Source organism: Rikenella sp., assembly GCF_056799795.1.
The window spans coordinates 71,066-95,183 of record NZ_JBQIQO010000004.1; the positions used below are offsets into that span (position 1 = coordinate 71,066).

The 24,118-nt window shown below is 57.6% G+C and carries 21 protein-coding genes and 1 tRNA gene; 8 read left to right on the forward strand and 14 right to left on the reverse strand.

From position 1 onward, the window contains the following. Nucleotides 1-6: 6 nt before the first annotated feature. From dut to rpsU, 8 genes are all read right to left on the reverse strand, one after another. Nucleotides 7-444, reverse strand: coding sequence for a dUTP diphosphatase (dut, locus tag ACTO3O_RS02065; RefSeq protein WP_294593035.1), 438 nt, complete (start codon nucleotides 442-444; stop codon nucleotides 7-9). After that, nucleotides 432-1,877, reverse strand: coding sequence for a lipopolysaccharide biosynthesis protein (locus tag ACTO3O_RS02070; RefSeq protein WP_297830840.1), 1,446 nt, complete (start codon nucleotides 1,875-1,877; stop codon nucleotides 432-434). The genes dut and ACTO3O_RS02070 overlap by 13 nt, the downstream gene beginning before the upstream one ends. Before the next feature lie 7 nt (nucleotides 1,878-1,884). Then, nucleotides 1,885-2,886, reverse strand: a complete 1,002-nt coding sequence (locus ACTO3O_RS02075; protein WP_297830842.1) for a LuxE/PaaK family acyltransferase — start codon at nucleotides 2,884-2,886, stop codon at nucleotides 1,885-1,887. Beyond that, on the reverse strand, nucleotides 2,886-4,079 hold the full coding sequence (gene hflX, locus ACTO3O_RS02080; protein ID WP_294593043.1) for a GTPase HflX: 1,194 nt from the start codon (nucleotides 4,077-4,079) through the stop codon (nucleotides 2,886-2,888). Before hflX ends, ACTO3O_RS02075 begins: the two co-directional genes overlap by 1 nt. A gap of 106 nt (nucleotides 4,080-4,185) precedes the next feature. Next, nucleotides 4,186-5,094, reverse strand: coding sequence for a hypothetical protein (locus tag ACTO3O_RS02085; RefSeq protein WP_297830844.1), 909 nt, complete (start codon nucleotides 5,092-5,094; stop codon nucleotides 4,186-4,188). A 190-nt stretch (nucleotides 5,095-5,284) separates the two neighbouring features. Next, nucleotides 5,285-5,785: a hypothetical protein gene (locus ACTO3O_RS02090; RefSeq protein WP_294593048.1), complete on the reverse strand. Its 501-nt coding sequence runs from the start codon at nucleotides 5,783-5,785 to the stop codon at nucleotides 5,285-5,287. 89 nt (nucleotides 5,786-5,874) lie between these two features. Continuing rightward, nucleotides 5,875-6,888 carry a Holliday junction branch migration DNA helicase RuvB gene (ruvB, locus tag ACTO3O_RS02095; protein ID WP_297830846.1) on the reverse strand — a complete coding sequence of 338 codons (1,014 nt, stop codon included), beginning with the start codon at nucleotides 6,886-6,888 and terminating at the stop codon, nucleotides 5,875-5,877. Nucleotides 6,889-7,936: 1,048 nt separating this feature from the next. Then, on the reverse strand, nucleotides 7,937-8,128 hold the full coding sequence (rpsU, locus tag ACTO3O_RS02100; protein ID WP_294594498.1) for a 30S ribosomal protein S21: 192 nt from the start codon (nucleotides 8,126-8,128) through the stop codon (nucleotides 7,937-7,939). Nucleotides 8,129-8,905: 777 nt separating this feature from the next. Between rpsU and ACTO3O_RS02105 the strand changes: the two genes are divergently transcribed. From ACTO3O_RS02105 to yidD, 4 genes are read left to right on the forward strand one after another with little or no spacing between them, the layout of a single operon-like run. After that, a complete protein-coding gene (locus ACTO3O_RS02105) occupies nucleotides 8,906-9,745 on the forward strand; it encodes a DUF4271 domain-containing protein (protein WP_297831600.1) in 840 nt (279 codons plus the stop codon). 4 nt (nucleotides 9,746-9,749) lie between these two features. Then, nucleotides 9,750-10,670 carry a uroporphyrinogen-III synthase gene (locus ACTO3O_RS02110; RefSeq protein WP_297831597.1) on the forward strand — a complete coding sequence of 307 codons (921 nt, stop codon included), beginning with the start codon at nucleotides 9,750-9,752 and terminating at the stop codon, nucleotides 10,668-10,670. Further along, a complete protein-coding gene (locus ACTO3O_RS02115) occupies nucleotides 10,670-11,131 on the forward strand; it encodes a ribonuclease P protein component (protein ID WP_297831603.1) in 462 nt (153 codons plus the stop codon). Before ACTO3O_RS02110 ends, ACTO3O_RS02115 begins: the two co-directional genes overlap by 1 nt. Continuing rightward, nucleotides 11,050-11,340 (forward strand): membrane protein insertion efficiency factor YidD, encoded by a 291-nt coding sequence (gene yidD / locus ACTO3O_RS02120; protein WP_297831593.1) that lies wholly within the window; start codon nucleotides 11,050-11,052, stop codon nucleotides 11,338-11,340. Before ACTO3O_RS02115 ends, yidD begins: the two co-directional genes overlap by 82 nt. A gap of 1,121 nt (nucleotides 11,341-12,461) precedes the next feature. Here the strand turns inward: yidD and ACTO3O_RS02125 are convergent. The 5 genes from ACTO3O_RS02125 to ACTO3O_RS02145 all read right to left on the reverse strand — a co-directional run bounded on the left by ACTO3O_RS02125 (nucleotide 12,462) and on the right by ACTO3O_RS02145 (nucleotide 19,124). After that, nucleotides 12,462-13,682: an ABC transporter permease gene (locus tag ACTO3O_RS02125; protein ID WP_297831589.1), complete on the reverse strand. Its 1,221-nt coding sequence runs from the start codon at nucleotides 13,680-13,682 to the stop codon at nucleotides 12,462-12,464. 4 nt (nucleotides 13,683-13,686) lie between these two features. Continuing rightward, nucleotides 13,687-14,859, reverse strand: coding sequence for an ABC transporter permease (locus ACTO3O_RS02130; RefSeq protein ID WP_297831585.1), 1,173 nt, complete (start codon nucleotides 14,857-14,859; stop codon nucleotides 13,687-13,689). A gap of 336 nt (nucleotides 14,860-15,195) precedes the next feature. Continuing rightward, nucleotides 15,196-16,176: an HlyD family secretion protein gene (locus ACTO3O_RS02135; protein ID WP_294594301.1), complete on the reverse strand. Its 981-nt coding sequence runs from the start codon at nucleotides 16,174-16,176 to the stop codon at nucleotides 15,196-15,198. Nucleotides 16,177-16,210: 34 nt separating this feature from the next. Continuing rightward, the gene (locus tag ACTO3O_RS02140; protein WP_297831582.1) at nucleotides 16,211-17,647 is read right to left on the reverse strand and encodes a TolC family protein; all 1,437 of its coding nucleotides are present in this window, start codon (nucleotides 17,645-17,647) and stop codon (nucleotides 16,211-16,213) included. A 1,270-nt stretch (nucleotides 17,648-18,917) separates the two neighbouring features. Then, nucleotides 18,918-19,124 (reverse strand): hypothetical protein, encoded by a 207-nt coding sequence (locus ACTO3O_RS02145; protein ID WP_297832493.1) that lies wholly within the window; start codon nucleotides 19,122-19,124, stop codon nucleotides 18,918-18,920. Between the two features lie 15 nt (nucleotides 19,125-19,139). Between ACTO3O_RS02145 and ACTO3O_RS02150 the strand changes: the two genes are divergently transcribed. Continuing rightward, entirely contained in the window at nucleotides 19,140-19,652 is a 513-nt protein-coding gene (locus ACTO3O_RS02150) for a DUF4251 domain-containing protein (protein WP_297623738.1), read from the forward strand. An 89-nt stretch (nucleotides 19,653-19,741) separates the two neighbouring features. On the opposite strand, the gene ACTO3O_RS02155 is transcribed toward ACTO3O_RS02150, so the two are convergent. Then, nucleotides 19,742-20,443: an energy transducer TonB gene (locus ACTO3O_RS02155; protein ID WP_294594458.1), complete on the reverse strand. Its 702-nt coding sequence runs from the start codon at nucleotides 20,441-20,443 to the stop codon at nucleotides 19,742-19,744. Nucleotides 20,444-20,589: 146 nt separating this feature from the next. On the opposite strand from ACTO3O_RS02155, the gene ACTO3O_RS02160 reads away from it, so the two are divergent. The 3 genes from ACTO3O_RS02160 (at nucleotide 20,590) to ACTO3O_RS02170 (ending at nucleotide 23,601) form a co-directional block, all read left to right on the forward strand. Then, nucleotides 20,590-20,662: transfer RNA gene (locus ACTO3O_RS02160), tRNA-Ala, on the forward strand. Nucleotides 20,663-20,698: 36 nt separating this feature from the next. Beyond that, entirely contained in the window at nucleotides 20,699-22,522 is a 1,824-nt protein-coding gene (gene ispG, locus ACTO3O_RS02165; protein WP_297832497.1) for a (E)-4-hydroxy-3-methylbut-2-enyl-diphosphate synthase, read from the forward strand. After that, complete coding sequence (locus tag ACTO3O_RS02170; protein ID WP_297832499.1) at nucleotides 22,519-23,601, forward strand: Mrp/NBP35 family ATP-binding protein; 1,083 nt, start codon at nucleotides 22,519-22,521, stop codon at nucleotides 23,599-23,601. Before ispG ends, ACTO3O_RS02170 begins: the two co-directional genes overlap by 4 nt. Nucleotides 23,602-24,118: the final 517 nt, after the last annotated feature.

Here is a 24,118-nt window from a genome sequence, read left to right on the forward strand (position 1 = left end):
CTCGCGTTATTTAACCCCTGTCGAGCCGAAACCGCCCTCTCCGCGCCGCGTCTCGTCCAGCACGACCGCCTCTTCCCACGCCAGCCGTTCGTAACGGGCAAAAACCAGTTGCGCCACCCGCTCGCCCGGCTGCATCTCGAACGGTTCGTTCGACAGATTGACTAACAGGACTTTCAGTTCCCCCCGGTAATCCGGATCGATCGTCCCCGGCGAATTGATGACGGTAATCCCATGCTTAGCGGCCAGTCCGCTCCGAGGCCGCACCTGAATCTCGTACCCCTCCGGAATCTGGAAATAGAGCCCCGTCGGCACCATCACCCGCTCCAGCGGCCCGATGGTGATCGGTTCGAGCGTATGGGCCCGCACGTCGAGCCCCACAGCCTGGGCGGTTTCGTATGCCGGCAGCGGATTCCCCGACCGGTTGATTACCTTTACTTTTTCCATAACGTAGCTATTTTTCGTCCTCCGAACTCCAGCCTAAAGGCGACGAGGAGATAGATCAAAAGTAGTAAAAAATCGAGTGTCACCCGCCCCCAGCCCGGCAAAAGGGCCGTGGCATACGAGAGACCGAAAATCGCCCCCCCAAAAAGGAAATAGAAGCCGATCCGCCGCAAATCGAACGGCACGGGAAAATATTTCCGACACAGGAAATAGCTGGCCGCCACCATCGCCAGCATCGACACGACCCGCGCCACCGCCGCCCCGTGATAGCCCATCGAAGGGATCAGCAGGAGGTTGAGCACCAATGTAATCGCCACGCCCGAACCGGTGATGTAGATCGCCACCCTCGTCTTGTCGGCCGCCTTGTACCAGAACGAGAGGTTGACCAGAATCCCCGCCAGCAGGTTGGCCAGCAGCAAAAGCGGCAGAATGCCCATCCCGCTCCGGAAATCCGACCCCACGATATAAGCGAACTCGCGGGCAAAGAGCGAAAGCATCAAAAAGATCGCGATACCGGCGATCGTAAAATACTTCGTCGCCTCGGCATTGGCCGTTCGGAAATCCTCCTTCGAGAAGCCCTGCAAGAAGAAGGGTTCCGCCCCGAGGGTATAAATCTGGCGAAAAATCATCAGCAGAGCGGCAATCTTAGCCACCGCCGTATAGACCCCCAACTCGGCATCGGCAATCTCGACCGGCAACATGAAGTAGATCAGCTGCCGATCGATAAAGTCGCCCGCCACGCCCATAATACCGGCCATCATGAGCGGTATGGAATAGGTGAAAATGCTCCGCAGCAGGCGCGTCGAAAAAGCGGTCGAAAGCAGCCTCAGGCTGTGCGGCAAGAGCAGCAACAGAGAGACCGTACTGGCGATCAGATTGGCCGCCACCACCCACAACGGGCTCTCCACCGCCCCCGGCACGCGGGAGTAGAACCACACGCAGGCCGCCACATTGACCCCCACCCCCGTCACATTGACCACCGTATAGTAAACGGCCTTTCCCTCCTCGCGCAACGCCGCGAGCGGAATCGCCGCCACATTGTCCACCACGATCAGGGCCGTCATCGCCGCGATACAGACCGGATCGAGCCGCATCACCTCCGCCAGCTCTCCGTTGCAGAGAGCCATAATCACGCCGAAAAGCGTGGCCATCAACGCCACCGTCCCCCACGTCGTGGTGAAAAGCCTGCGTTTTTCGCCCAACGTCTGACACTTCGCCGCATAGCGGAAATACCCGGTCGCCAACCCCATCGTCAGCACCACATTGGCGAACGGAATGATCCCGTAGAGCAGATTGACCTGCCCGTAGACCTGTTCGGTGAGGATGCGGGTCAAATACGGCGTCAGCAGGTAGTTCAGAAACTTAGACAGAATGGCGCTGACGCCGTAGACCGCCGTCTGCGAAGCCAGTTTCCGAAGTATGTGGGCCGCTGCCATAGCTCTTTTATTCGATCAACATGTTACATCCCCGAAGCTGCGCCCCCTCGATCCGTCCTAAGACTCGGAACGCGCCGTCGCCATACACAATCCCCCGATCCTGTATCGCCAGGAACGAACAAGAATACAAATTGGCTAAATCAATGATATTCAACCCGCCCATCTTCCCCGCCGCGAGCGGTTGCAACGGGCTCTGCAAATCACGCGTCGAAACGCGCATCCACGGCGGACAACGAAACAGTCCTTCTCCCGTCGAATAGGCCTGCGAGAGCAGTTCCGTCATCCCGTATTCTGAGTGGATCGCCCCGACCCCGAAAGCCCGCTTCAACGTTTCGTGCATTGTTTCACGTGAAACCTCCCGCCTGCGTCCCTTCATACCTCCCGTCTCCATCACGACGGCATCGGACGGCAAATGTAATTCAATCCCTTGATTAGAAAGATATTCCGCATAATCCAACAACGCGAAAGCCACCCCGATCAACAGAATTTTCTCCCCCTTTTGCGAAGCAGCCGTCAGGTCGGCGGTCAGTTTGTCGTGGTCGTACAGATAAAAACCGCCGCAAGCCCTATTTTTTGCCTGCAACCGCTCGACCATCCAGATCAACGACGACCCCGTTCGCTCCAAATACGACGGCAGCAGGGCAAAGATACTCCACCCCTCCGCAAGGCCGTAAAAATGGCCGAAACCGCGCGTAAACGCCTCGTCGTACAACGCCGTCGAAGCCACATAGTGCCGACTCGTTTCACTGCCCGTCGTCCCGCTGCTGGTAAAGACCGTCTCCGGCTCAAGATCGCTCGCCGCGCTCCATATCCGATGGGTTTTGAAAAACTCCACCGGCAGGTACGGAATACGCTTTATATCAGTGACTTCAAACGGATTTAACCCCAACAATTCGATATACCGTCTATACGGCTCGCAAGCCGAAGCCTGAAAGCGGAACACCTCCAACGCCAGCGCCTCGTCGAACCGCTCCGAAGCAAAAATCCGTTCTTGTAGCGCAACAGCCATCAATACAGGTAGTTATTAAACGGATATCGTCCCTCGTGAATCTCCCGCACCATGCCGTACAAATCCTTCCGCAACCGATCGATATTGATTCGCTCGGCGGCCGAGATGAAAATACACGGCACCCCCTCGTTCCTTGCCATCCAGCTCCGCTGGAGCTGTTCGAGCGTCCAGTTCTCGCGCGTCTCGGGCAACAGGTCGTCCGCCTCCTTCTCGACGTAGGTATAGGCGTCTATCTTATTGAATATCAAAAAGACCGGCTTATCTCCCGCCCCGATCTCGCGCAGCGTCCGATTGACCACCGCGATCTGATCCTCGAAATTGGGGTGCGAAATATCGACCACATGGAGCAGCAAATCGGCCTCCCTCACCTCGTCGAGCGTCGATTTGAACGACTCCACCAGCTGCGTCGGCAACTTGCGGATAAATCCCACCGTATCGGACAACAGGAAAGGCAGGTTTTCGAGCACCACTTTCCTCACCGTCGTATCGAGCGTGGCGAAGAGCTTGTTTTCAGCAAAAACATCGCTCTTGCTCAGGAGGTTCATCAGGGTCGATTTCCCGACATTGGTATACCCCACCAACGCCACCCGCACCAACGATCCCCGTCCGCTGCGCTGCGTCGCCATCTGGCGATCCACCTTGACCAGCTGTTCCTTGAGCCGGGCGATGCGGTCGCGAATGATTCGGCGGTCGGTTTCGATCTCCCGCTCCCCTGCCCCGCCGCGGGTTCCCGTCCCCCCGCGCTGCCGTTCGAGGTGCGTCCACATCCCGCTCAGCCGCGGCAACAGATACTGCAACTGCGCCAGCTCGACCTGCGTCTTGGCATAGGCCGTCGTGGCCCGCTGGGCGAAAATATCGAGGATCAGCCGCGTCCGGTCCAGAATCCGAACCCCCAACTCGCGTTCGAGATTCCGGGTCTGCGACGGCGAGAGTTCGTCGTCGAAAATCACCGTCCCGATCTCCTGTTCCTCCACATAGGCTTTGATTTCGCTCAATTTTCCGCTCCCCATAAAGGTTCGCTTGTCCGGCGCCGCCAACTTCTGCATAAAAGTCGCCGCCGTTTCGAATCCGGCCGTCTCGGCCAGAAACCGCAATTCGTCCAGATACTCCTCCGCCTCGCGCACCTCCTGCCGGTCGCGAACGACCGTCGCGAGTACCACCCGTTCCGTCCGGTCATCGACCGGTTTTTCCATCGATTTTTCTTTTCCCATCCCCATCGAGAACAAAATAAGCAAGCGCCTCCGAACCCATCCGTGAGTTCTGCGACGCCCGCTTACAAAATTACGCTTTTTCGTTCAGCTACCGTGCCTTTCTGCGTCCCTTTTCGGGCAGAATTTGCGCCGTTCCGGTCACCCGGCCGTCGACCATGGCCCGCCAGTTGAGCCGCAACCGATCCGCCATCCCCCGCCGATAATTGACCTTCCCCGTCCAGGAGTCGATCAGGAGGTCGAGATAGATCTCCTCGCTGACCGGTGTCGCCTCTCCGACCTTCAGTCGCACGTACCACATCCCGTCATGCTTTTCGCAACAGATCACCTCGTAGTCCGGACTCTCGAACCGCCTCGGATCCCACAGCCGCACCAGTTTGGGCGATACATTGACCTCCGATTTCGGCCCATAGAGTTCCGAATTGAGTTTCACCTGAAAGTTCATCGCCGGCACCAGCGTATCGAGCCGCATCACCATTTCCAAAGCCTCCTGGCGCTCCTTTTCGTTCCGGAAATCGTCTCTGTCCGGCGCCTCGTAAGGCTCGACTTTTCCCTGATACAGGGCGATATCTCCCTCAGTGGGAGTCGCCAGCTTCAAGACCGCCTTTCCGTCTCTGGAATCGATAGCGAAGCCGAGGTTGAAAAATCCGTTGACCGAATCGACACAACTCAAATCGAGCAGCCACACCCCGTCCTGATCCTTCTCCGCGCTGTTCACCGAAAAGTGCTCCTTATCGACCCACAGCGGCCCTCCCATATCGGTCATGAGCCACAGCGGAAAGCCCGGTGTTTTATAAAAATAGCCCTGCACCTCTCCCGCATGCCCTTCCTCCTCCTGCAACACGTCCGGCACGAAGCGGAAACGGGTCTCTTCGCCGACCCACCGGTCGATCTCCTGCGCCCTTGCCGCCGGCACCGCCGCAACGACCAGTCCCAGCAAAAAAGCCGCTCCGACCGTCATCCGCCGAATTGTCCGAAAAATCGATTTTGTCCGATCCATATCTTTCGAAAATTTTAACATGAATAAACTTTTCCCTTTTATTTGTCACACCCCATCGGGTTTTCGCCCGGCCACCGCTTTAAAGGTAGTCGTTTTTCGCTTCTCTTCCAACGTTTTCGACGAAAAAAGGCGGCTCGGGGAGATTTTTCCATGCTCCCCGGCCGCCCGGCTTTCCGATCGATCCGACCGATTAGTATTCGCGAATATTCCCTTTGTAGGTAATCGAGTTCGCCGCCCCCGGATTGTTCTGATCCAACGATTTGTTGGAACGCACCTTCAGCGTAGCGACCCCGCTCTTGGAGTTGACCGCGAAATCGAAGCTCAGATTGGCTCCGTTATCTGCCACCGCTTTGATTTTCACCAGCCAAACGTCTTTTTTCTTTTCGCACGAGAGCCATTCATACCGGTTGGTATTCACCCCCGGGCAGTTCACCATATAGACTTCCAGCGAATTCGGCCGAACTTTGGTGTATTCGTAGCGCGTGATCGTCGTCGTCCCGGTATTGGGCTGGATGTATTCGTACGGTACGAACTGGAAGTTCTTGGCCGGCACCACGCGGTTGATGAGTTCCGCGGTGAGCATCTCCTGACGTGCTTTTTCAGCGGCTTTTTCTTCCTTGGATTTCTTCTGTGCCTGTGCCGAGAAGCTGACCGTCATAAGGGCGGCCATCAGCAAAATCACTTTTTTCATGGTCGTTAGTGTTTTTATAATTGGTTAGTTTTTTCAGTTTCCTGCTCTTTCCTTGGACGCGCCGACTCCGATTCGGTTTAACGAAAGGGTCAGAATTGCAACTCCCCCTGCCCCGCAATCGTCTCCATCGGAATCCCGAGGTGTTCGTAGGCCCTTGCCGTCGCCTCTCGTCCCCTGGGTGTCCGTTTCAGGAATCCTTCCTTGATGAGGAACGGTTCGTAGACCTCTTCGATCGTCCCCGCATCTTCGCTCACGGCCGTGGCGATCGTCCCCAAGCCCACCGGCCCGCCGCCGAACTTATGGATGATGGTCGACAGAATCCGGTTGTCCATCTGATCCAGCCCCCGGGTATCGATATCGAGCGCATCGAGCGCATGGCAGGTAATCTCCGGTTCGATTCTCCCCCCGCCGCGCACCATGGCGAAGTCTCTCACCCGCCTGAGCAAGGCATTGGCGATCCGGGGCGTCCCGCGCGACCGTCTGGCGATCTCTTCCGCCGCCCCGGCATCGATCGGTATCCCCAATACTTGTGCCGAACGGGTCACGATTCCTTGCAAAGTAGCCACATCGTAGTACTGCAAATGGCAATTGATCCCGAACCTGGCCCTGAGGGGACTGGTCAGCAAGCCCGACCGCGTCGTGGCTCCGATCAAGGTAAAAGGATTCAGTTTGATCTGCACGCTCCGCGCACTGGGCCCTTTGTCGAGCATAATGTCGATCTTGTAGTCCTCCATCGCGGAGTAGAGGTACTCTTCGACGATCGGACTCAGGCGATGAATCTCGTCGATAAAGAGCACGTCTCCCTCGCCGAGATTCGTAAGCAGCCCGGCCAGATCTCCCGGTTTGTCGAGCACCGGCCCCGAAGTGACTTTCATGGTCACTCCCAACTCATTGGTAATGATATTGGCGAGGGTGGTCTTCCCCAGCCCCGGCGGCCCGTGCAGCAGGACGTGATCCAACGCTTCGTCCCGCATAATAGCGGCTTTAATAAAGATCGACAGGTTTTCGACGATCTTTTCCTGTCCGCAAAAAGCTTCGAGCTCCTGCGGCCGGATTTGTTCGTCGAACTCTTTGTCGGTCTCTATGTTTCGTATCTCGCTCACAGCCTTATGGCTACCGATTTATTTCCGAAAGGTACGCATTTTTTTGTTCCGATGAAAAAGCTGTGCTTTTTTGAAACGGAGCGATGACGGAACCGGTGCCGCTGGGCCCTCGAAGACTGGCAGGAACTACCCCAAACAACAGGCAGCCTCTACCCTATTTTATTTGACTTTGCAGCCGGAGCCAGCGGAAGAGCAACTAAGTCTACAAAAGTGCAATTACCTGAGCGGGTTGAAGCCTGCGGGGCCTAAAACGAGCATGGCGAGTTGCGGGCCTCCCGGTGGGAGGCGTCCGGCCCGCGCGACCTTTCAGGTCGCAAGCATTCAGCCTAACTCACTGCCCAATTCACAACCTAAATCTGTTGTGTTCGGCCTGTCGCCCGGCCCCCCACGCGCCGCTAAAGCGTCGCCCCCGCCGAGGACGGCGATTCCAGAGGAATCGCGCTATTCGCTCTCGGACTAAAGCACTACCCAAAGTACGGACAACAAGTTCAGCCCAATCCACAGCCCAAATCTCATCCCCCATGCCCGGCCCAGCGCGGCGCGAAAACCGATTACGGTTTTCGCGCCTGAAGAACAGGCACGGCCCAAAGCTCGCCCCAGTTCTCCGCCCCGTGTCCGCCTCACTGCGGCTCCGCTTTCGCTTCGCCGCTGCCGCTCGGCACTTGAAAGATGGCCGGGGCTACTCCTAGTCCCGTCGCCCGCGGCAATTCTTGCCGGATTGGCCAAGTGCCAACCGGCAGAATATGCCATCTTAAGCGGGCGGGCGACAGAGCTTTGCGCGGAATCGAACTTTTTCGCGCGCCTGCGCGATTCATTCTATTTCGGCTATCGCCGAAATAGTTGAATCGCTTCTTTAGGCGGGGCGCGCGTCTTCGCCAACAGGAGGGTACTGCGCTCAGGCCGCGCGGGCCCCACGTCCCGTGGACAGGAAATGCTGGCGCATTTCAACTGGCCGCCTCGACCCCAAAACGCGCACATCGCCCGGCACAAAAAGGCCCGGAGAACTTCCGTTCCCCAGGCCTCCGTATACATTCCCGAGAGAATATATCTACTCCTCTTCCCGTTGCAACCCCTGCACATAAATCGCCTTCAGCCGTTGTACCCGGTTCTTCACCGACGGCTTCACGAAATACTGCCGCGCACGCAACTCCTTGATCACCCCCGTCTTTTCGTATTTCCGTTTGAACTTCTTGAGGGCCCGTTCGATGTTTTCGCCCTCTTTGATCGGCATGATAATCATATCCGTGTATCTTTTTTTGTTTTTTTACAAGGTTTATGCGCGCATCTCCTCTTCTTTATCGAAAAGAGTCACCCGAATCCCCGCACGCTAAAGGATCCGTCGTCATTTATCTATGTTTCGTATCTCTTTTCAAACGGCCCTCTTCGGCCTCGGTCTCCTTAACCTCCCTTCGATCACTCCCGTTATCCGGGCATTGAGGCGACAAAGATAACCATTTTTCCCGACAACTTTCCTTTCCCTTCATTTTAAATAAAAGAGATAGATTTATTTATAAGCAAGAAAGAAGGGTAAGAATAGCTGTGGATGGCGTGGATAAAAAGGTCGAATTTCGGTTGCCTGATTGGTTTTTCACATTCTTTCCCCTTTTTGTTTACATCTTCTCATATCCTATTCTGTTGATTGATAAATATTTGTTAGATTTTTTCAACAGTCTTATCGGGAAGTGATTCACATTCGTTTTTCGGGTTCATTCTGATGATAATCCCGGTTTCGGAGCGGGTCTATGTTGTGGATGAAAAAAGAAATTTTTCGGTTGCGATTTTCGATCCGGCAGACATATGGATTTTTTTCGGGGCGGATCAAGTCTCGGAAGATGAAAGTTGTGAAAAGTTTCCGACAACCTTTTCACAAAATCCGGAAAATTATCCGCCACTCGTTTTCAGGGGGTTCGACTCCTGCAACCGAAAATATCCACACCCCATGCACATGCACTTCGGCCGAAAACTCCTACCTTTGCGACGGCAAACGATTCGTCTCCCTTTTTTTTCTCTTTTTGGGGTGGATACAGCATCTTCGACCTATCTTTTTCAGCAGCCGGGCGGTTCGACGCTCTTTCCGACCGGGCCGGAGACGGTCGGTCGGTCGGTCGATTCGGTGCAGTGGCTGCGACCGGCCGGTTCGGCTGCCGAAATATGGGGCAGTCGGTCGACCCTCTCCGAAGAGCTGACACCGCACGGAGGCCTGGTGCCCGTCTCGCCGCCCGCCGATCCGTGGCAGACCTCCGTCGTCATGGTCGTCCTCATCTGCTTCTATTGTTATGTGCTCTATCGCTTTCGCCGCGATATGGTGAGTTGCCTGAAAAATATCGGTCATACGGAGGATACCCTGACCCTGATGGAGGGACAGGGGGCCGACTTCGTCTATTTCCTGCGCAGCGGCATCGCTCTGGCCGTGCTGGCCGGTTCGGCCCTCGTGATGGCCTGGTTGGAGATCCGCTGGCCCCGCATCGAGAGCTACTACCTTTTTATAGGCTCCGTCGTCCTCTTTTTGCTGATCGTGCTCTATCGGCGCATCCTCTTCCGCGTGCTCAGGTGGCTCACCGACGATAAAAGCGTTTTTCAGGAGATCACCTTCATCAACCGCATCGACGTCACCTTCATCTCCCTCCTTTATGCGCCGCTGGCCATCGTCATCGGAGTGAGCGGCCGGCTCTTCGCCTTCGGTCTGGTGGTGCTCGGCGGGCTGGTCGTCTATCATTTTATAGCTCTGTATAAATACTTTAGATTACGCTCGTTTTCTAAATTGCAATGGATTTTGTACCTTTGCTTCGTCGAAATCCTGCCGGTGAGTTTCATTCTTGCGCTGGCGATTCGACAGAGCAGCAGCGTGATCGACTGATTTTATGGCGAAAACACAGAAAGTAAAGCGGATACTGATCGCTCAACCGGCTCCTTCATCGGACAAGTCTCCTTTTTCTGAGCTGGTTTCCAAACACAAACTCGAAGTAGATTTCCGGCCCTTTATTGCGGTCGAAGGGGTGACGCCGAAGGAATTCCGCGCCCAGCGGGTCGATGTGCTGGCCCATACGGCCGTGATTTTCACCTCGCGAAAGACGATCGACAACTTTTTCGAATTGTGCGAAGCGTGTCGGATCCAGGTGCCGGAAGACATGAAATATTTCTGCGTGACGGAGGCGATCGCGCTCTATTTGCAGAAATATATCGTCTACCGGAAACGGAAGATTTTTTACGGGACGACCACCTTTGCGGACTTGATGGAGGTGGTGGCCAAGCATAAGGAGGAGCGTTTTCTGGTCGCCCTGTCGGATCCGTATAAACCGGAGATCGAGGCTTTGCTGGGGAAGACCGGGGTGAAGTATACGAAGATTATTTTGGCCCATACGGTGACGGCGGACTTGTCGGACATCTCGATCGTCGATTATGACTTGGTGGCTTGTTACAGCTCGGCCGACGTGCGGGCTTTGCGGGAGCGGTTCGAAGTGCTGCCCGAGGGGATGATCGTGGCGACGCTGGGCAATGCGACCGCCCGGGAGGCTTTGGTGGGGGGATTGAAAGTGGACATCGTGGCTCCGACGCCTCGTTTTCCCTCTTTGACTATGGCGATCGACAAGTATGTGGCAGCGATCAACAGCGGCGGTTCGGTCGAAGGGTTCGGGATGACGGCGGAGGATTTGGGCGGCGAGGCGACGGGCAAAGGTGGTGCATCGACCGGTACTAAGAAAGGGAAGACCGCGACGAAAGTTTCCGCATCGTCGGGGAGCGGCAGCAGTAGGCGGTCTGTGGCGGCTACTACGGGGAAGTGATGAATCTCATGGATGCGCAGTCGTTACATAGGTCGGACGAGCTGGGAGATGCGGTGAGGAGGCGATTTACGTTGCCCAAGAGCGAGCGGTTGGCTGCACGGAGCGATATTGGACGCCTCTTCACGTGTGGAGAGGCGTTTTTAGTCTATCCGGTGAAGTGCACCTGTCGGTTTCGCCCGGGAGCATGGGACAATCGGATGATGGTGATCGTGCCGAAACGGAATTACAAACGCGCCGTGGATCGGAATCTGCTGAAGCGGAGGATGCGGGAGGCCTATCGGTTGCACCGATCCGAGATCGGGGTGGATGTGGCCTTTTCGTATGTGGGCAAGGGAGATCCGGCGGCGTATCGGACGATTGAAAAAGCGATGATTTCGATATGGGAGAGATTAATCAGGATGCGCGACGAGCGACAAGCGGCAGAGCACTCCGGAGACGGGTCGGGTGGAGGAGGCAGGTAGCTATTGCTCCGTTCGTCTTTTTGATTCGTATCTATCGGGTGGCGATTTCTCCTTTTCTGCCCAACTCCTGCCGGTTTACGCCGACTTGTTCGGCCTATGCGTTGGAAGCGTTTCGGCGGCATGGACTATTTCGAGGATTTTATCTGACAGTGCGCCGCCTGTTGCGTTGCCATCCTTGGGGCGGTAGCGGCTACGATCCGGTGCCGTGATTTAAGTTGGGCTGGGGCTGCCGCGTTGGTTAAGGCCTCCGGCAGCTTGAGGATGAGAAACATCCGTCTAAAGTTTTTTTTGTTCTTTTTGTTCACAAAAAGAACAGTTCCAGCCGGGATAATGCTAAGTTCGCGCGCAGGCGCGCGGACAAAGAACGGGGATAGAGACGGCCATTAAAACGCCCTGTGGGCGCGCCCGCGCGGCCCGAGCGCAGTCTCTTCAAACCAAACCGCGCGTCCCGCCTTAGGAGGGAAATCGTCAAAATGCACTTGTGCGTTTTGACAAGATTTCCCAAGGCGCGCGAAAACGTGGCGGAGCGGTAGCGGAGCCGCAGTGAAGCCGACACGGAGCGGAGAATTGGGGCGAGCTTTGGGCTGTGGGTTGGGCTTGGCTTTGGGTAGTGCTCTTGCGACCCTTTAGGGTCGCGCAGTTCGCCGCCACCCCACGCGGCGGACTGCAACTCGACTGGGCTCGTTGCACTCACCGCTGGCGGCGACCCGCTTTAACCAAGAGCGAATAGCGCGATTCGTAGAATCGCCGTCCTCGGCGAGAGCGACGCATCAGCGGCGCGAGGGGCGCGCGCCGAGGACGAATGGGCTGTGCTTTTGCGGTTCGTAGAACCGCCGGGCCTGCGCGCTGGGCCTTTGGCCCATCCGGGGAGCGCGCGGCCCGAACTCGAAAGAATTGGGCATTGCCAAACGAGTCGGACGCCCGGGCGGAACGCAACGAACGTAGTGAGTTTGCGGGCCTCCCGAGGGGGCGGCGTCCGGCCCGTGCGGTTCTTCGAACCGCAGGATTCAACTTAAAATAGGGTAGAGACTGTCTAATATTGGGGTAGAGGCTGCCAGCAAAACGCCCTTTGGGCGCGTTTATTCCGAGAGGCAACGCAACTGAAGACCGTAACCGCGGTAATCAGCGTAACTGGTATAGAGGTACGTCGCGCCAAAACTCAAGAACACCCCATTGATGCTGCTCGTGGCGGAAGACCAACTGAATCCACTATCGCCGACACTCTTCTGCCTCCCGTCAGCTCTTTCGCGGAAGCCCGGGGCGGAGATCAGACAAATAAAAAATGCCGGCGGAAAAGCCGGCAAAAACAAAAGTCAGTGAGAAAGAGGCGTTATTCCGTCTTTTCCTGCTGCTGCTCCACCACCGCCGGCAGCTCCGTCTCCGAGAACGACGCCGGCACCTCCAGCATAGGCAATCGCCTCATTCGTCTCCCGATCGCCAAGAGCGCCGTCAGGCCGTAAATCCCCGTCAGCACCCACAGCGTGATGAACTCCGGCCCCACATCCGCCAGCGTCGCCCCCATCGTCCTGATCCGCACCACCGCATTCATCCCGTTGCTCGACGGCATCATCCGACCCAAAGCATACATCCACTGCGGCATCCCCACCGTAGACCACGTGATGCCGCTCACCGCCAGAAACATCACCGACGTCACCACGATCACCAGCATCGAGCTCTCGCGCCGTTTGAAGAACGTCCCGATCGTCAGCCCCAGGAAGATGATCGACAGCAGGTAAGGGACGAAAACCGCCAGCACCGACCAGTGGCTCCCCTTCATCGGATAGTCGAAGAATTTATACTGGAAACCGAACATATAGAGCATCAACGGCACATAAAGCACCAGATAAGCCAGCGTCTTCCCCAACACCAACCGCCCGGATCCATAACCCCTGAACCGGTGCCACATCCGCCGTTCGTACCACGTTCCGCAAACCAAGCCGATCCCCACCAGCAGCAATTGTTGAGAAATCAGTACCAGCACCCCCGGCATAATCGCCGTCCCGTATCCTCCCCCCGGATTGTAGAGCACATTCACCCGGTAATCCACCGGCCTCGCCATCCACTCCGCCTCCTTTTTGTTCAGTCCCGCAGCCATCAAAGTCCCCATCTGCACCTCCGCCCCCGCCGTAATCACCACGTTGCTCACCGCATTCAGGAAGTCGCTGTACAGCAGGAAGTAACCCCCGTCCGCATAGAAGCTGACATAGCTCTGTTCGCCCGCCAGAATCCGCTTTTGGAACCCGTTCGGAATATAGAGCACCCCGTAGACTTTCCGATGGAGAAAGAGCGACTTCGCCTCCTCCAGGCTCTCTGCCTCGTACCGCACCGCCGCCTGAGGCGTGGCGTCGAGCATCCGCGTCAGCTCCCTGCTGCGTGCCGTGTGATCCAGATCGACCACCGCTACCGGAAACTTCCGCACCACCTGAGGCGCATATACCAACGGGTAGATCGTCCCGTAGATCAGCATCGCCCCCAACAGGATCAGCATCGCGCCTCCGTCTTTGAAGATCGAGACGAGTTCGGCTTTCGTTATTTCCCAGAATTTTTTCATGGCATCAATCTTTCCCGTAGTATTTCGGGTTCAACGCGATGTGTTTGAGTCTCGGCATCAACAGCGCCATGGCGACGACGAATGCTCCCATAGCTGCCAGGTCGCCCAGCGACCGCGCCGGCGGAGCTCCCCGGAGGCTCTGTTCGATAAAGAGGTCGATAAAGAAGGTGTAGGGAAAGAGTTTCGACAGAGCGACGATCGCCGGATACATCCCCAGTGCGGGAAAGGTGAGCCCGCAGAATGAGAGCGAAGCCGTAGCGAACCCGCCGGCGATCGACATCGAGAAGCGTGTGTTCGCCGTCAGGGCGACCAGCATGACCGAGATGGCCATGTAGGCCAAAATCACGAAGAGGTTCCCCAATACCAGAATCACCGCGGCATGCCCGTGGAAAGGCATCCCGAGAAACCGGTAGAGCAGCGTGTTCATCAGTACCGAGATGAGGCAGAACATCAGCAGATAAGGCGTCAATTTAGCTGCCAGCGCGCGTGTCACACTCCCCCCGGCCGTCTCGATCCACTCGGGTGCCGTCCCCTCCTTGAGCTCGATCCCCACCACATAGACTGTCACGATCGCGACCGTCACGATCAAGGCGAGGAACATCACTCCCGGCAGCAGGTAGTAGGCATAGCTCCCGTAAGGATTGAACAGAACGTGTTTTTCGAACGGAATGGGGTAGGCCATGGCATATCCTTTCCGTTGCGGAATCCCGCGGGCCCCCAACAGCTGGGTCTCGACGCCGATATTGAAGGCTTGCAGCACGGTGGTGATGTCGCGCCGCAGCATCCCGGAGTTCAGAATCTGGGCTCCGCTGATTTCGGCGGTCACTTGCGCGCCTCCGTGCCCGGCGTAGATGTCGGCTTGCAGGCCTTTCGGAATCACGAGTACGGCGCTCACGAGCCCTTGTACCATCGCGTGCCGACCCTGTTCGATGCTCTCGACATGCAGGGTCACGGCCGCCGCCGGGGTGGCGTCTACCATCCGGATCAACTGCCGCGACAGCTCGGTCTTGTCGCCGTCATACACGGCGACGGGAAGGTCGTCGATCACGCCTTTCGCAAAAAGCAGGCTGTAGAGTACGCTCATCACGGCGGGCAACACGATGACGGCGGTCACGAGTACTTTGCTGTGCCCGAAATGCCTGATCTCGCGTAGTATGCTCTTCCTGAATGGTCCCATGCGGGTCATTGTATTTAACAGTTCGATTATCTGTTTTTGCCCGGGAGGGTACTGTTCTCTTTGTTCACAAAGAGAACCAGAAAAACTTTAGACGGATGCTAACGCATCCTCCCGCTGCCGGCGGCCCGGTTCTCAGACTTTTCTTTGGGCCGGGAGTTGTAGCGCGCTAATGCGAGCTAAACTTTGGGCGCGCTACAACCCCGACCCAAAAGCAGTCACAGAGAATGAGGACTGCGGAGCCTAAGGCATAGCGTAGCTATCATGAAAGTTCTTTGGGTACCTTTCTTGAAAGAAAGGTACGGTTCCCTGCGGGTAGACACGAATCAAACGAATGGTTTATAAGCTATTATAATCCACCGTGACCGACATTCCCGGTCTGAGATTAGCGATCGGCGTTATCGGGCGGGCATGGATTTCGAACGTTTTGACATCGAACTCACCGCTTGTGCGCGTCGCCGCCCACGTAGCATACGACGCCTCCGCCGCGATGTAAGTCACCTTCATTTCATACGTTTTGTCCAGCGCCGGGAAATAGGCATCGAACTTCGTTCCGAGCTTGATTTTGGGCAAGAGCGTCTCCTTGATGTTGAATACCGCCCACGAATCCTTCAGGTCGACCACCGTCACCACCGGATAGCCCGTTCCCACCAGTTCGCCGTTTTCCGAGATCACGCTCGACACCTCTCCGTCCACCGGTGCGAACTGGCGTGTCTCCGTCACGAACGACTCCACCTCGCTCACCGCTCCGCCCGCCTGTGCCACCAGCGCCTTGGCCGCCGCCTTCTCTTCCCACTGAGCCCCCTCTTTGGCCATGCTGTACCCCGCTTCTGCCGCCGTCGCCGTCGTCTTCATCGCCCGCAAGTTCGCCTCCGCCTCGTCTAATTTCTGAGCCGGCACCACCCCCTGATCGTACAGGTTTTTCACCCGATCGTATGTTTTCTGAGCCAGATCCAGCCCGGCCAACGCCTTCTGCCACATTTCGTAAGCCTGTTGGATCTGCTGTTTCCGAGCTCCGGCATCCACCTTGTCCTGAAGAGCCGTCGCAGCGTCCTTCGCCGCCTCCGCCTGAGTCAGTTTGGCGAAGACTTCCGGCGAACTGATGCCGTACAGGAACTGGCCTTTCCGCACCGCATCGCCCCGTTTGACCGTCAGGCTGTCCACCCGGCCCGGTACTTTGGACGACACTTTGTAGCTCGTCGCCTCGACCGTCCCCTGCATGATGTACGGAGCGGGTTTGAGCACGAACCACCCGATGAATGCCACCACCGTGATCGTCGCGATGATGATGAGCGCAATGGTATATACTTTCGATTTCATAGTCCTAAGGGATTGAGAGTGATGATCGTAAAGGTTAGTCGTTGTCGATCGTCCGGAAGTCGGGTTGATACATGTAGCTTCCGAGCGCTTCGGTTTCGCCGGCCAGCGCCAGCAGCTGGGCCAGCGTCACGTCGAACGTGTAAGCCGCCGCGAGCCGTTCAACCTTGGCTTTGGCGAGGTTCATCCGCGCGTCCACCACGTCCGAAGAGGGGGCGATCCCCTCGCTGAAAGCGCGTTGTTTGGCGTCGAGGTACGATTCCGCGAAAGCCACCGTCGCCTGCAAGGCATTCACCTCCGCCGCCGAGCTTTTGAGTTGGTTATAGAGTTTTTCGGTCAGGGTCATCAGGTCGTTCTCCGCCTGCACCTGCATGGCTTCGACCTGTCGCACCTGCCGTTTCGCCGAAGCGTGTTTGTATTCGCTCCCCAAGCCGTCAAAGATGCGCAATTTCACGCCGGCTCCTACCATCCACCTCGGTGCCAGCTGAGTCAGTTGCCAGTCCCACGCATTGACCGCCCCCATCGCCGCCACCTCGGGCAGGAAAGAGGCCCGTGCGGCCCGCACCCCCTCTTCGGCCAGCCGGCGGGTCAGCTCGACCTGTTTGAGAATCGGGCTGTTCTGTCTGACGCGTTCCAGGTAATGGTCGAGCGGTCGCAGGCTGTCGACGATGAACAATGCCGTAATCGGCAGGTAGTTTCCCTCGCGATTGAGCGAAGCGCCGAGCGCGCGGTTGATGGTTCCGATCTGAAGACCGGCAGCGGTCTGTTCCCCCTCCGCTTTGGCGAGGAACATTTCGGCGTAGAGTTTTTCGGTCGATGCGATCATCCCGTTGGCCTCCAGCTTGATAGCGTCGTCCAAGTGTTTCCGCATCCCTTCCGTGACCTCTTCGCGGACTTTCAGTACGTGATGCGCCAGCGAGAGGCCGTAATACCGTTCGACGACTTGTGCGAACAGGTCGGTCTGTGCCTTCGCCGCCTCCTGGTCGCTCTTTTCGACGCCGATCTTAGCGGCGTTCACCGCTGCGTTGATCTTGCCGCCCATATATATAGGTACGGCCGCCGTAGCCCCTACGGTAGCGAACTGTTTCTTCTGGAGCGTTAGGCTCAGGTCGAGTCCCTGTACCGCCTGAATGACTTCGCCCGGGATCGGAAAGGGGAGCGGCAGCTGTCCGATAGCCTGCAAAGCGGCCTCTTTCTCCTTGTTCAGGTCGAAAGCCTTGATGTCCTTGGACATATAGGTGTAGGCGGCTCCGATTCCGAGTTGCGGCATCCGGAGTCCCCATACGGATTTCCGGTTCAGCACGGCGGCTTCCTGTGCCTGTCGCTGTGCCTCCAGGACAGGGCTCTGCCGATAGCTGAGTTCGATGGCCTCCTGCAACGTGAGCGCCTGTTGCGTGGTCTCCTGCGCGGCCGCGGTGCCGAAACAGATCCCTGCTGCGAGCGTAGCGCCGAGTGTTCGTAGTGTGTGATTCATCTGTTATTGGATGTGTTGTTCCTGAAACACGTTGATCTTACAATCGGTGTTGTGGCGATTATCCGCCGGATTTTCCGTATCAATTTTTATGCCTTTTTGTCGACCGGCCTGCGGCGACGGAGCAACGGATAATACGGGGCTAATATATTAAAAATCGAGCGATTCTCCATCTCTTTTTCTTCTTTTGGCATGGTAATTGTGCTTTTGGGGGTCGAGATAGTTCTTTCTTAAGGCGCGGACGGAGGGTTGGATCAAGGCTGTCGCGTTGGTTAAGGCCGTCGGCAGCTTTAGGATGCGTCAGCATCCGTCTAAAGTTTTTTTGGTTCTTTCTGTGAACAGAAAGAACAGTTCCAGCCGGGGCAATGACCAGATCGCGTGCCGCCGCCTAAAGAGGGAAATCGTCAAAACTCGCTTGCGTGTTTTGACAAGATTTCCCCGGCGCGCACCAAGAACTTGGCTGAGCTGATTAAGCGATACGCAGTATCGCTCTGTCCCGCCGGGGCGCCCATCGGGCTTTTGCTAGGGTTCTCTTTGCCTTATTAACCGGACGCCGCTCGCGCAGGGCAGTTTTAGACGGGACAAAGCTTGACCGCGCGCCCCGCTTAAAGGAGCGATTCAATCATTTCGGCGGTGAGCCGAAATAGAATGAATCGCGCAAGGCGCGCGAAAACACGGCGGAGCGAAAGCGGAGCCGCAGTGGGGCTGACACGGGGCAGTGCTTGGGGCTATGCTCTTGCGGCTCTTTGAGCCGCGCAGTTCGCCGCCACCCCGGGCGGCGGACTGCAACTCGACAGGGCTCGTTGCATTCACCGCTGGCAGCGAACTGTTTTAACAAGGCGCGCCGAGGACGAATCTTACAAAAGGGTCGAGTTTTTGCGACCCGTAGGGTCGCCGGGCTTGCGGCGGGGCATCTTTGATGCCCGGGCCGGACGCCGCAGCCCGAACCTCGCAGAATGGGGGCGTTGTAGTTGCGGTTCGCAGAACCGCGCGGGCCGGACGCCTCCCACCGGGAGGCCCGCAACACGCCGCTTGTGCGTCGAGAGTTGCTGTTCCTCCCGGGCGTCCGTCCGTTTTCGGCGTGAGTGAATGGGAAAGTGCTTTTAAGGGCCGAAGCCTGCGGGCCCCAAAAGCAACCTCAGTTGCGGGCCTCCGCTGGGGGAGGCTTTGGCCCGCGCGGTTCTGCGAACCGCAGGATTCGACTCAAAAGTAGGGTAGAGGCTTCCTAATATTGGGGTAGTTCCCGCCAGCATTCGAATGCCGAGCGTCCCGTTTATTCCGAGAGGCAACGCAACTGAAAACCGTAGCCGCGGTTGCTGGAGAAACTGGGATGGAAATACGTCGCATAGAAATGCAGATAGATCCCGCTGAAGACAACCGACGACGCCGACCAACTGAACCCGCAATTGCCCGCACCCAATAGCGTACCCGCGTCCCACAGGCGGTAGCCCGGGGCGGGAAACAGAAATAAAACACACACTAACACCAATAAACTATGAAAAAGTTATTTTTATCATTGATGATGGTCGCGCTGGTAGCCGGCGCCACCGCTCAGGACTACAGCAAACAAGCCGTCCGCGACGCCAAACGTACCGAACGGAAAGAGGCCATGGTCTCTCAAATGACCAACGCCCTCCAGAGCCACAACTTCACCTTCTCCGCCTCCTATCTGACCCCCGAATTCGCCGGGCCCCAGCAGGCGCTCAACCAGTGGAATAACTACGTCACCATCTATCCCGGCTATTTGGAAGTGAACCTGCCTTACGTGTCCGTGGCCGAGAACGTGACGATGATTCCGAAACGGATCAACTTCACGACCAACCGGTTCACCTTCTGGGAAGACATGAACAACGGCTCGCAGTGGACGCTCGTTTTCCAGACCGAGTGGGATAACGTGAAGTACGTTTTCCACCTGAACTATAATATCGACAACGGGCTGGCCACGCTGACCCTGGTTCCGAACATGGGGAACACCGCTTCCTACACCGGTACCATCCAGGCCAACTGATTCGACCGGGTTCGATAAAAACGAAAGGCGGTCTCCGTTACGGAGACCGCCTTTCCTATGTTACACAAGGAGTAAAAAACACGTTTAACCTAATCCGACAACACGAAGTTGATCGGCACATTGACATACACCCGCACCGGTTTCCCCCGGTTCGACCCCGGCGTCCACTTCGGCGCACTCTTGATCACCCGCACCGCCTCGTCGTTCAACAGCCGGTCGACCCCCCGCAACACCGTCACATGGCTGATCGAGCCGTCGCGTTCCACCACGAACTGCACCATGACCCGTCCCTGCGAGCCGTTGTCCTGTGCCGCCGGCGGATAGACGATATGTTTCCCGCACCATCTCGCGAAGTCGTCCACCGTCCCGCCCATGAAAGTCGGCATGGTTTCCGCCACCACCACCGGCGTATCGTCCTCCGCTTCCTCCTCGCCCGTATACGTCCCCCCGAACTTCGTCACGTCCACCGCCAGATCCTGCGTCACGTCCAGGTCGAGAATATTGACCGTCGGTTCGATTTTGGCGTCGTTTTTCACCACGTTCAGGATTTCCGAGATCGCCACCGCCTGAGTTTTCATCGGCGCCGGCGGCCGCTTGTCTTCCTGAATGGTCACCTCCATCATTTCCGTTTCGACCACGACCGGAGCCTGTTCGACGACCTCGATGACACGCTCCTTCTGGCTCCAGCTGAACATGGCGATACATGCCGCCAGCGCCACGATGATACCGATCTCCAGAAAATAGCTCCGCTTATTTTCCAGGTCGGCCTTGGGTGATTTTTTGAGTTCCATATTGGGTAGTGAATTTTGTATGCGTCGGTGCGCATAACCGGTAAATCGCGCTTACAAATCTATGCCATTTATTCGAAAAAACCAATACTTCGTTCGGATAATATTTGTGGCTGTCGAAAAAAGGGCTATATTTGTGGAGTCTGAACGGGGAATTAGCTCAGTTGGTAGAGCGCTTGCATGGCATGCAAGAGGTCACCGGTTCGAACCCGGTATTCTCCACACTTGTCTTTTCGGTTTCCGCCATCGTTTTCTCTCATGAAACGCTACTGTCCTCATCTGTTCAGCTATTCCCGTCGGCGGACCCACCCCATTCGGATCGGCAGCCGTTTAGTGCTGGGCGGCGATGCGCCGGTCGTCGTGCAGTCGATGACCACCGCCAATACGGCCGACGTCGAGGCTTCGGCCGCTCAGGTGCTGCGGATCGCGGAGGCGGGGGCCGAGCTCGTGCGGCTCACCGCGCCGGGGCGAACCGAGGCGGAGCGGCTGCTGACCATCCGTCGGCGGATCGAGGAGCGGGAGTGTTATGTGCCGCTGGTGGCCGACGTCCATTTCAATCCGCAGGTGGCCTTGATTGCAGCGCAGTATGTGAGCAAAGTGCGGATCAATCCCGGTAATTTTATCGACAAGCGGGCCACGTTTCGGCAGCTGGACTATACCGACGCCGAGTACGCGGCGGAGTTGGAGCGGTTGCGGGTGCAATTGACGGCGCTGATCGAGGTCTGTAAGTATTATAATACGGTCATTCGGATCGGCGTGAACCACGGGTCGCTCTCCGACCGGATCATGTCGCGGTACGGGGATACGACCGACGGGATGGTCGAGTCGGCGATGGAGTTCCTGTACGTTTGCCGGGCCGAGGGGTATGACCGGGTGGTCATCTCGATGAAGTCGAGCAATACGCGGGTGATGGTCGAAGCTTATCGGAAGCTCGCCGCGCGGATGGACGAAGAGGGGATGACCTATCCGCTGCACCTCGGCGTGACCGAAGCGGGCGAGGGGGAGGACGGCAGGGTGAGGTCTGCGGTGGGGATCGGCGCCTTGCTGGCCGATGGGATCGGGGACACCATTCGCGTCTCGCTGACCGAAGCGCCGGAGAATGAAATGGCGCCGGCACGGATCTTGACCGACTATTTCGTGGGCCGGGAGATGCACAACTATATTCCGGTGGACGACGAGCCGGTGCCGTACGATCCTTATACATATGTGCGGCGGGCGACCACTCCGGTTCGGTATCGCGGGGTGACGATCGGCGGCGGGGCACCGCCTATTGTGGTGGGAGATCGTGTCGGGGAGGGCTGTGCGGACTTGTCGCCGGAAGACTTTGCGCTCGTCACGCCGCGGCAGGCGATGCAGGGCTTGGATCATGGACAGGGCTGGATCGCCTGCACGCTGGAACACCTCTCGTATGAGTTTTTGGAGTGGCTGGAGAGCCATCCGGAAAGGATACTCGTATTGGTGTCCGAGAACAGCCATTGGGTGGGCGAGATTCGGGCCTGCTTCGTGCAGCTGATGCGGCACGGGTTGCAGAACCCGGTGATTATGAGCCGCTGTTATGGCCAGCGGGATTTGGAGCGGTTGCAGCTCTATGCGGCGGCGGACTTCGGCGCGCTGCTGATCGACGGCTTCGGAGACGGGATATGGATCGTGAACGAAGTTTTTGCCACCGAATACGACGAAGACTCGGCCGGGAATTTGGTCGAGACCGAGCGGGATGTGACGCCGGATTTCGATCTGACCTCGCTTTCGTTTTCGATTTTGCAGGCCGCGCGGGCCCGGATCTCGAAGACCGAGATTATCTCGTGTCCGGGCTGCGGTCGGACGCTGTTCGAGCTCCAGGAGGTTGCCCGGGCGGTCAAGGCCAGGTTCGGACACTATCCGGGGCTGAAGATCGCCGTGATGGGCTGCATCGTGAACGGTCCGGGCGAGATGGCCGACGCCGATTTCGGTTATGTCGGAGCGGGGAACGGCGTGGTGACCTTGTACCGGGGGAAAGAGGTCGTCGAGCGCAACATTCCGCAGGAGGTGGCGTTGGAACGGCTCGAAGCATTGATTAACCAGAGTTTACGGAACCAATCATGACGATATTGACCAACGAAGAGGTGCTGGAGCTGCTCAAGGGGGTGACCCATCCGGAGCAGGACAAGGATATCGTGTCGCTGGGGATGGTGGAACATCTTCAGGTCGATCCGGCGACCGGAGCGGTGCGTTTTACGCTGAAACTGACCAAACCGCGGGATCCGATGGCCGCTTCCGTGCGGCGGGCGGCGGAGGCGATTCTGACCGAAGCGACCGGTGTTTCGCCGGTGATCGTGGTGTCCGAGCCGCTGCCGCCGGACTCGAAGGCGGCGAAGCAGCAGGCGATGCGGGAGAAGAGCTCGATGAGCGGAGTGGGGCAGGTGATTGCGGTGGCGTCGGGGAAGGGCGGGGTGGGGAAGAGCACCGTGACGGCCAATCTGGCGGTGGCCCTGGCGGCCGAGGGTTTTCGGGTGGGGGTCTTGGATGCGGACATCTACGGGCCTTCGATGCCGAAGATGTTCGGCGTGGAGGAGTATAAACCGGTGGCCGAGGTGGCCGAAGACGGTTCCGATCTGGAATACATCCTGCCTGCGGAGGCGTATGGGGTGAAGGTGATGTCGATCGGATTTTTCATTTCGGGTTCGGATGCTTTGGTGTGGCGGGGGCCGATGGCGACCAACGCGTTGAGGCAGCTGTTGCACCAGACGGCGTGGGGTGAGCTGGACTATCTGTTGATCGACCTGCCGCCGGGAACGGGGGACTTGCACCTGACGATCGTCAGCGAGTTGAAGCTTTCGGGGGCGGTGGTCGTAAGCACGCCTCAGGAGGTGGCCTTGGCGGATGTGGTGCGCGGGATCGTGATGTTCCGGAACGAGAACGTCGGGGTTCCGATTCGTGGGATTGTCGAGAACATGGCGTGGTTTACGCCTGCGGAGCTGCCGGAGAATAAGTACTATATTTTCGGGCCGGCGGGGTCGGACGGTCGAGTGGCCGCATTAGCGAAAGAGCAGGGGGTTCCGTTTCTGGGTTCGATCCCGTTGGTGCAGGCGATTGCAGAGGGGGGCGATGCCGGGGAGCCGATTGCCTCTCGCGATTCGGTGACGGGTGAAGCATTTCGTGCCGTGGCCCGGACGTTGGCGTGAAGTTTCGGTAAGCATTAGGGGGGCTGTTACCGTTTGGGGTAGAGGCTGCCATTAAAACACCCGAAGGGTGCGCCCGCCTGGCGTAAGGATAGTCCCCCAGTAGGACAAACGCGCGCCCTGCCTTAGGAGGGAAATTGTCAAAATGCGCTTGCGCGTTTTGGCAAGATTTTCAAAGTGCGCGAAGAGAGAACGGAACAAAGAGTTGGTCTGAGACTGCCGCAGCAAAACGAAGTTTTGCCCGTCCACGGGACGTGGGGCCCGCGCGGCCCGAGCGCAGTACCCTCAAACTAAAACGCGCGCCGCCGCCTAAAGAAGCGATTCAACTATTTCGGCGGTGAGCCGAAATAGAATGAATCGCGCAGGCGCGCGAAAAAGAGGCGGAGCGAAAGCGGAGCCGCAGTGAGGCGGACACGAGTCGGAGAACTGGGTTCTGCTTTGGGCTGTGTTGTTCTTTGGGCTCGAAAACCGTAATCGGTTTTCGAGCCGTGCCGCGCCGAGCATGGGGTTTGGATTTGGG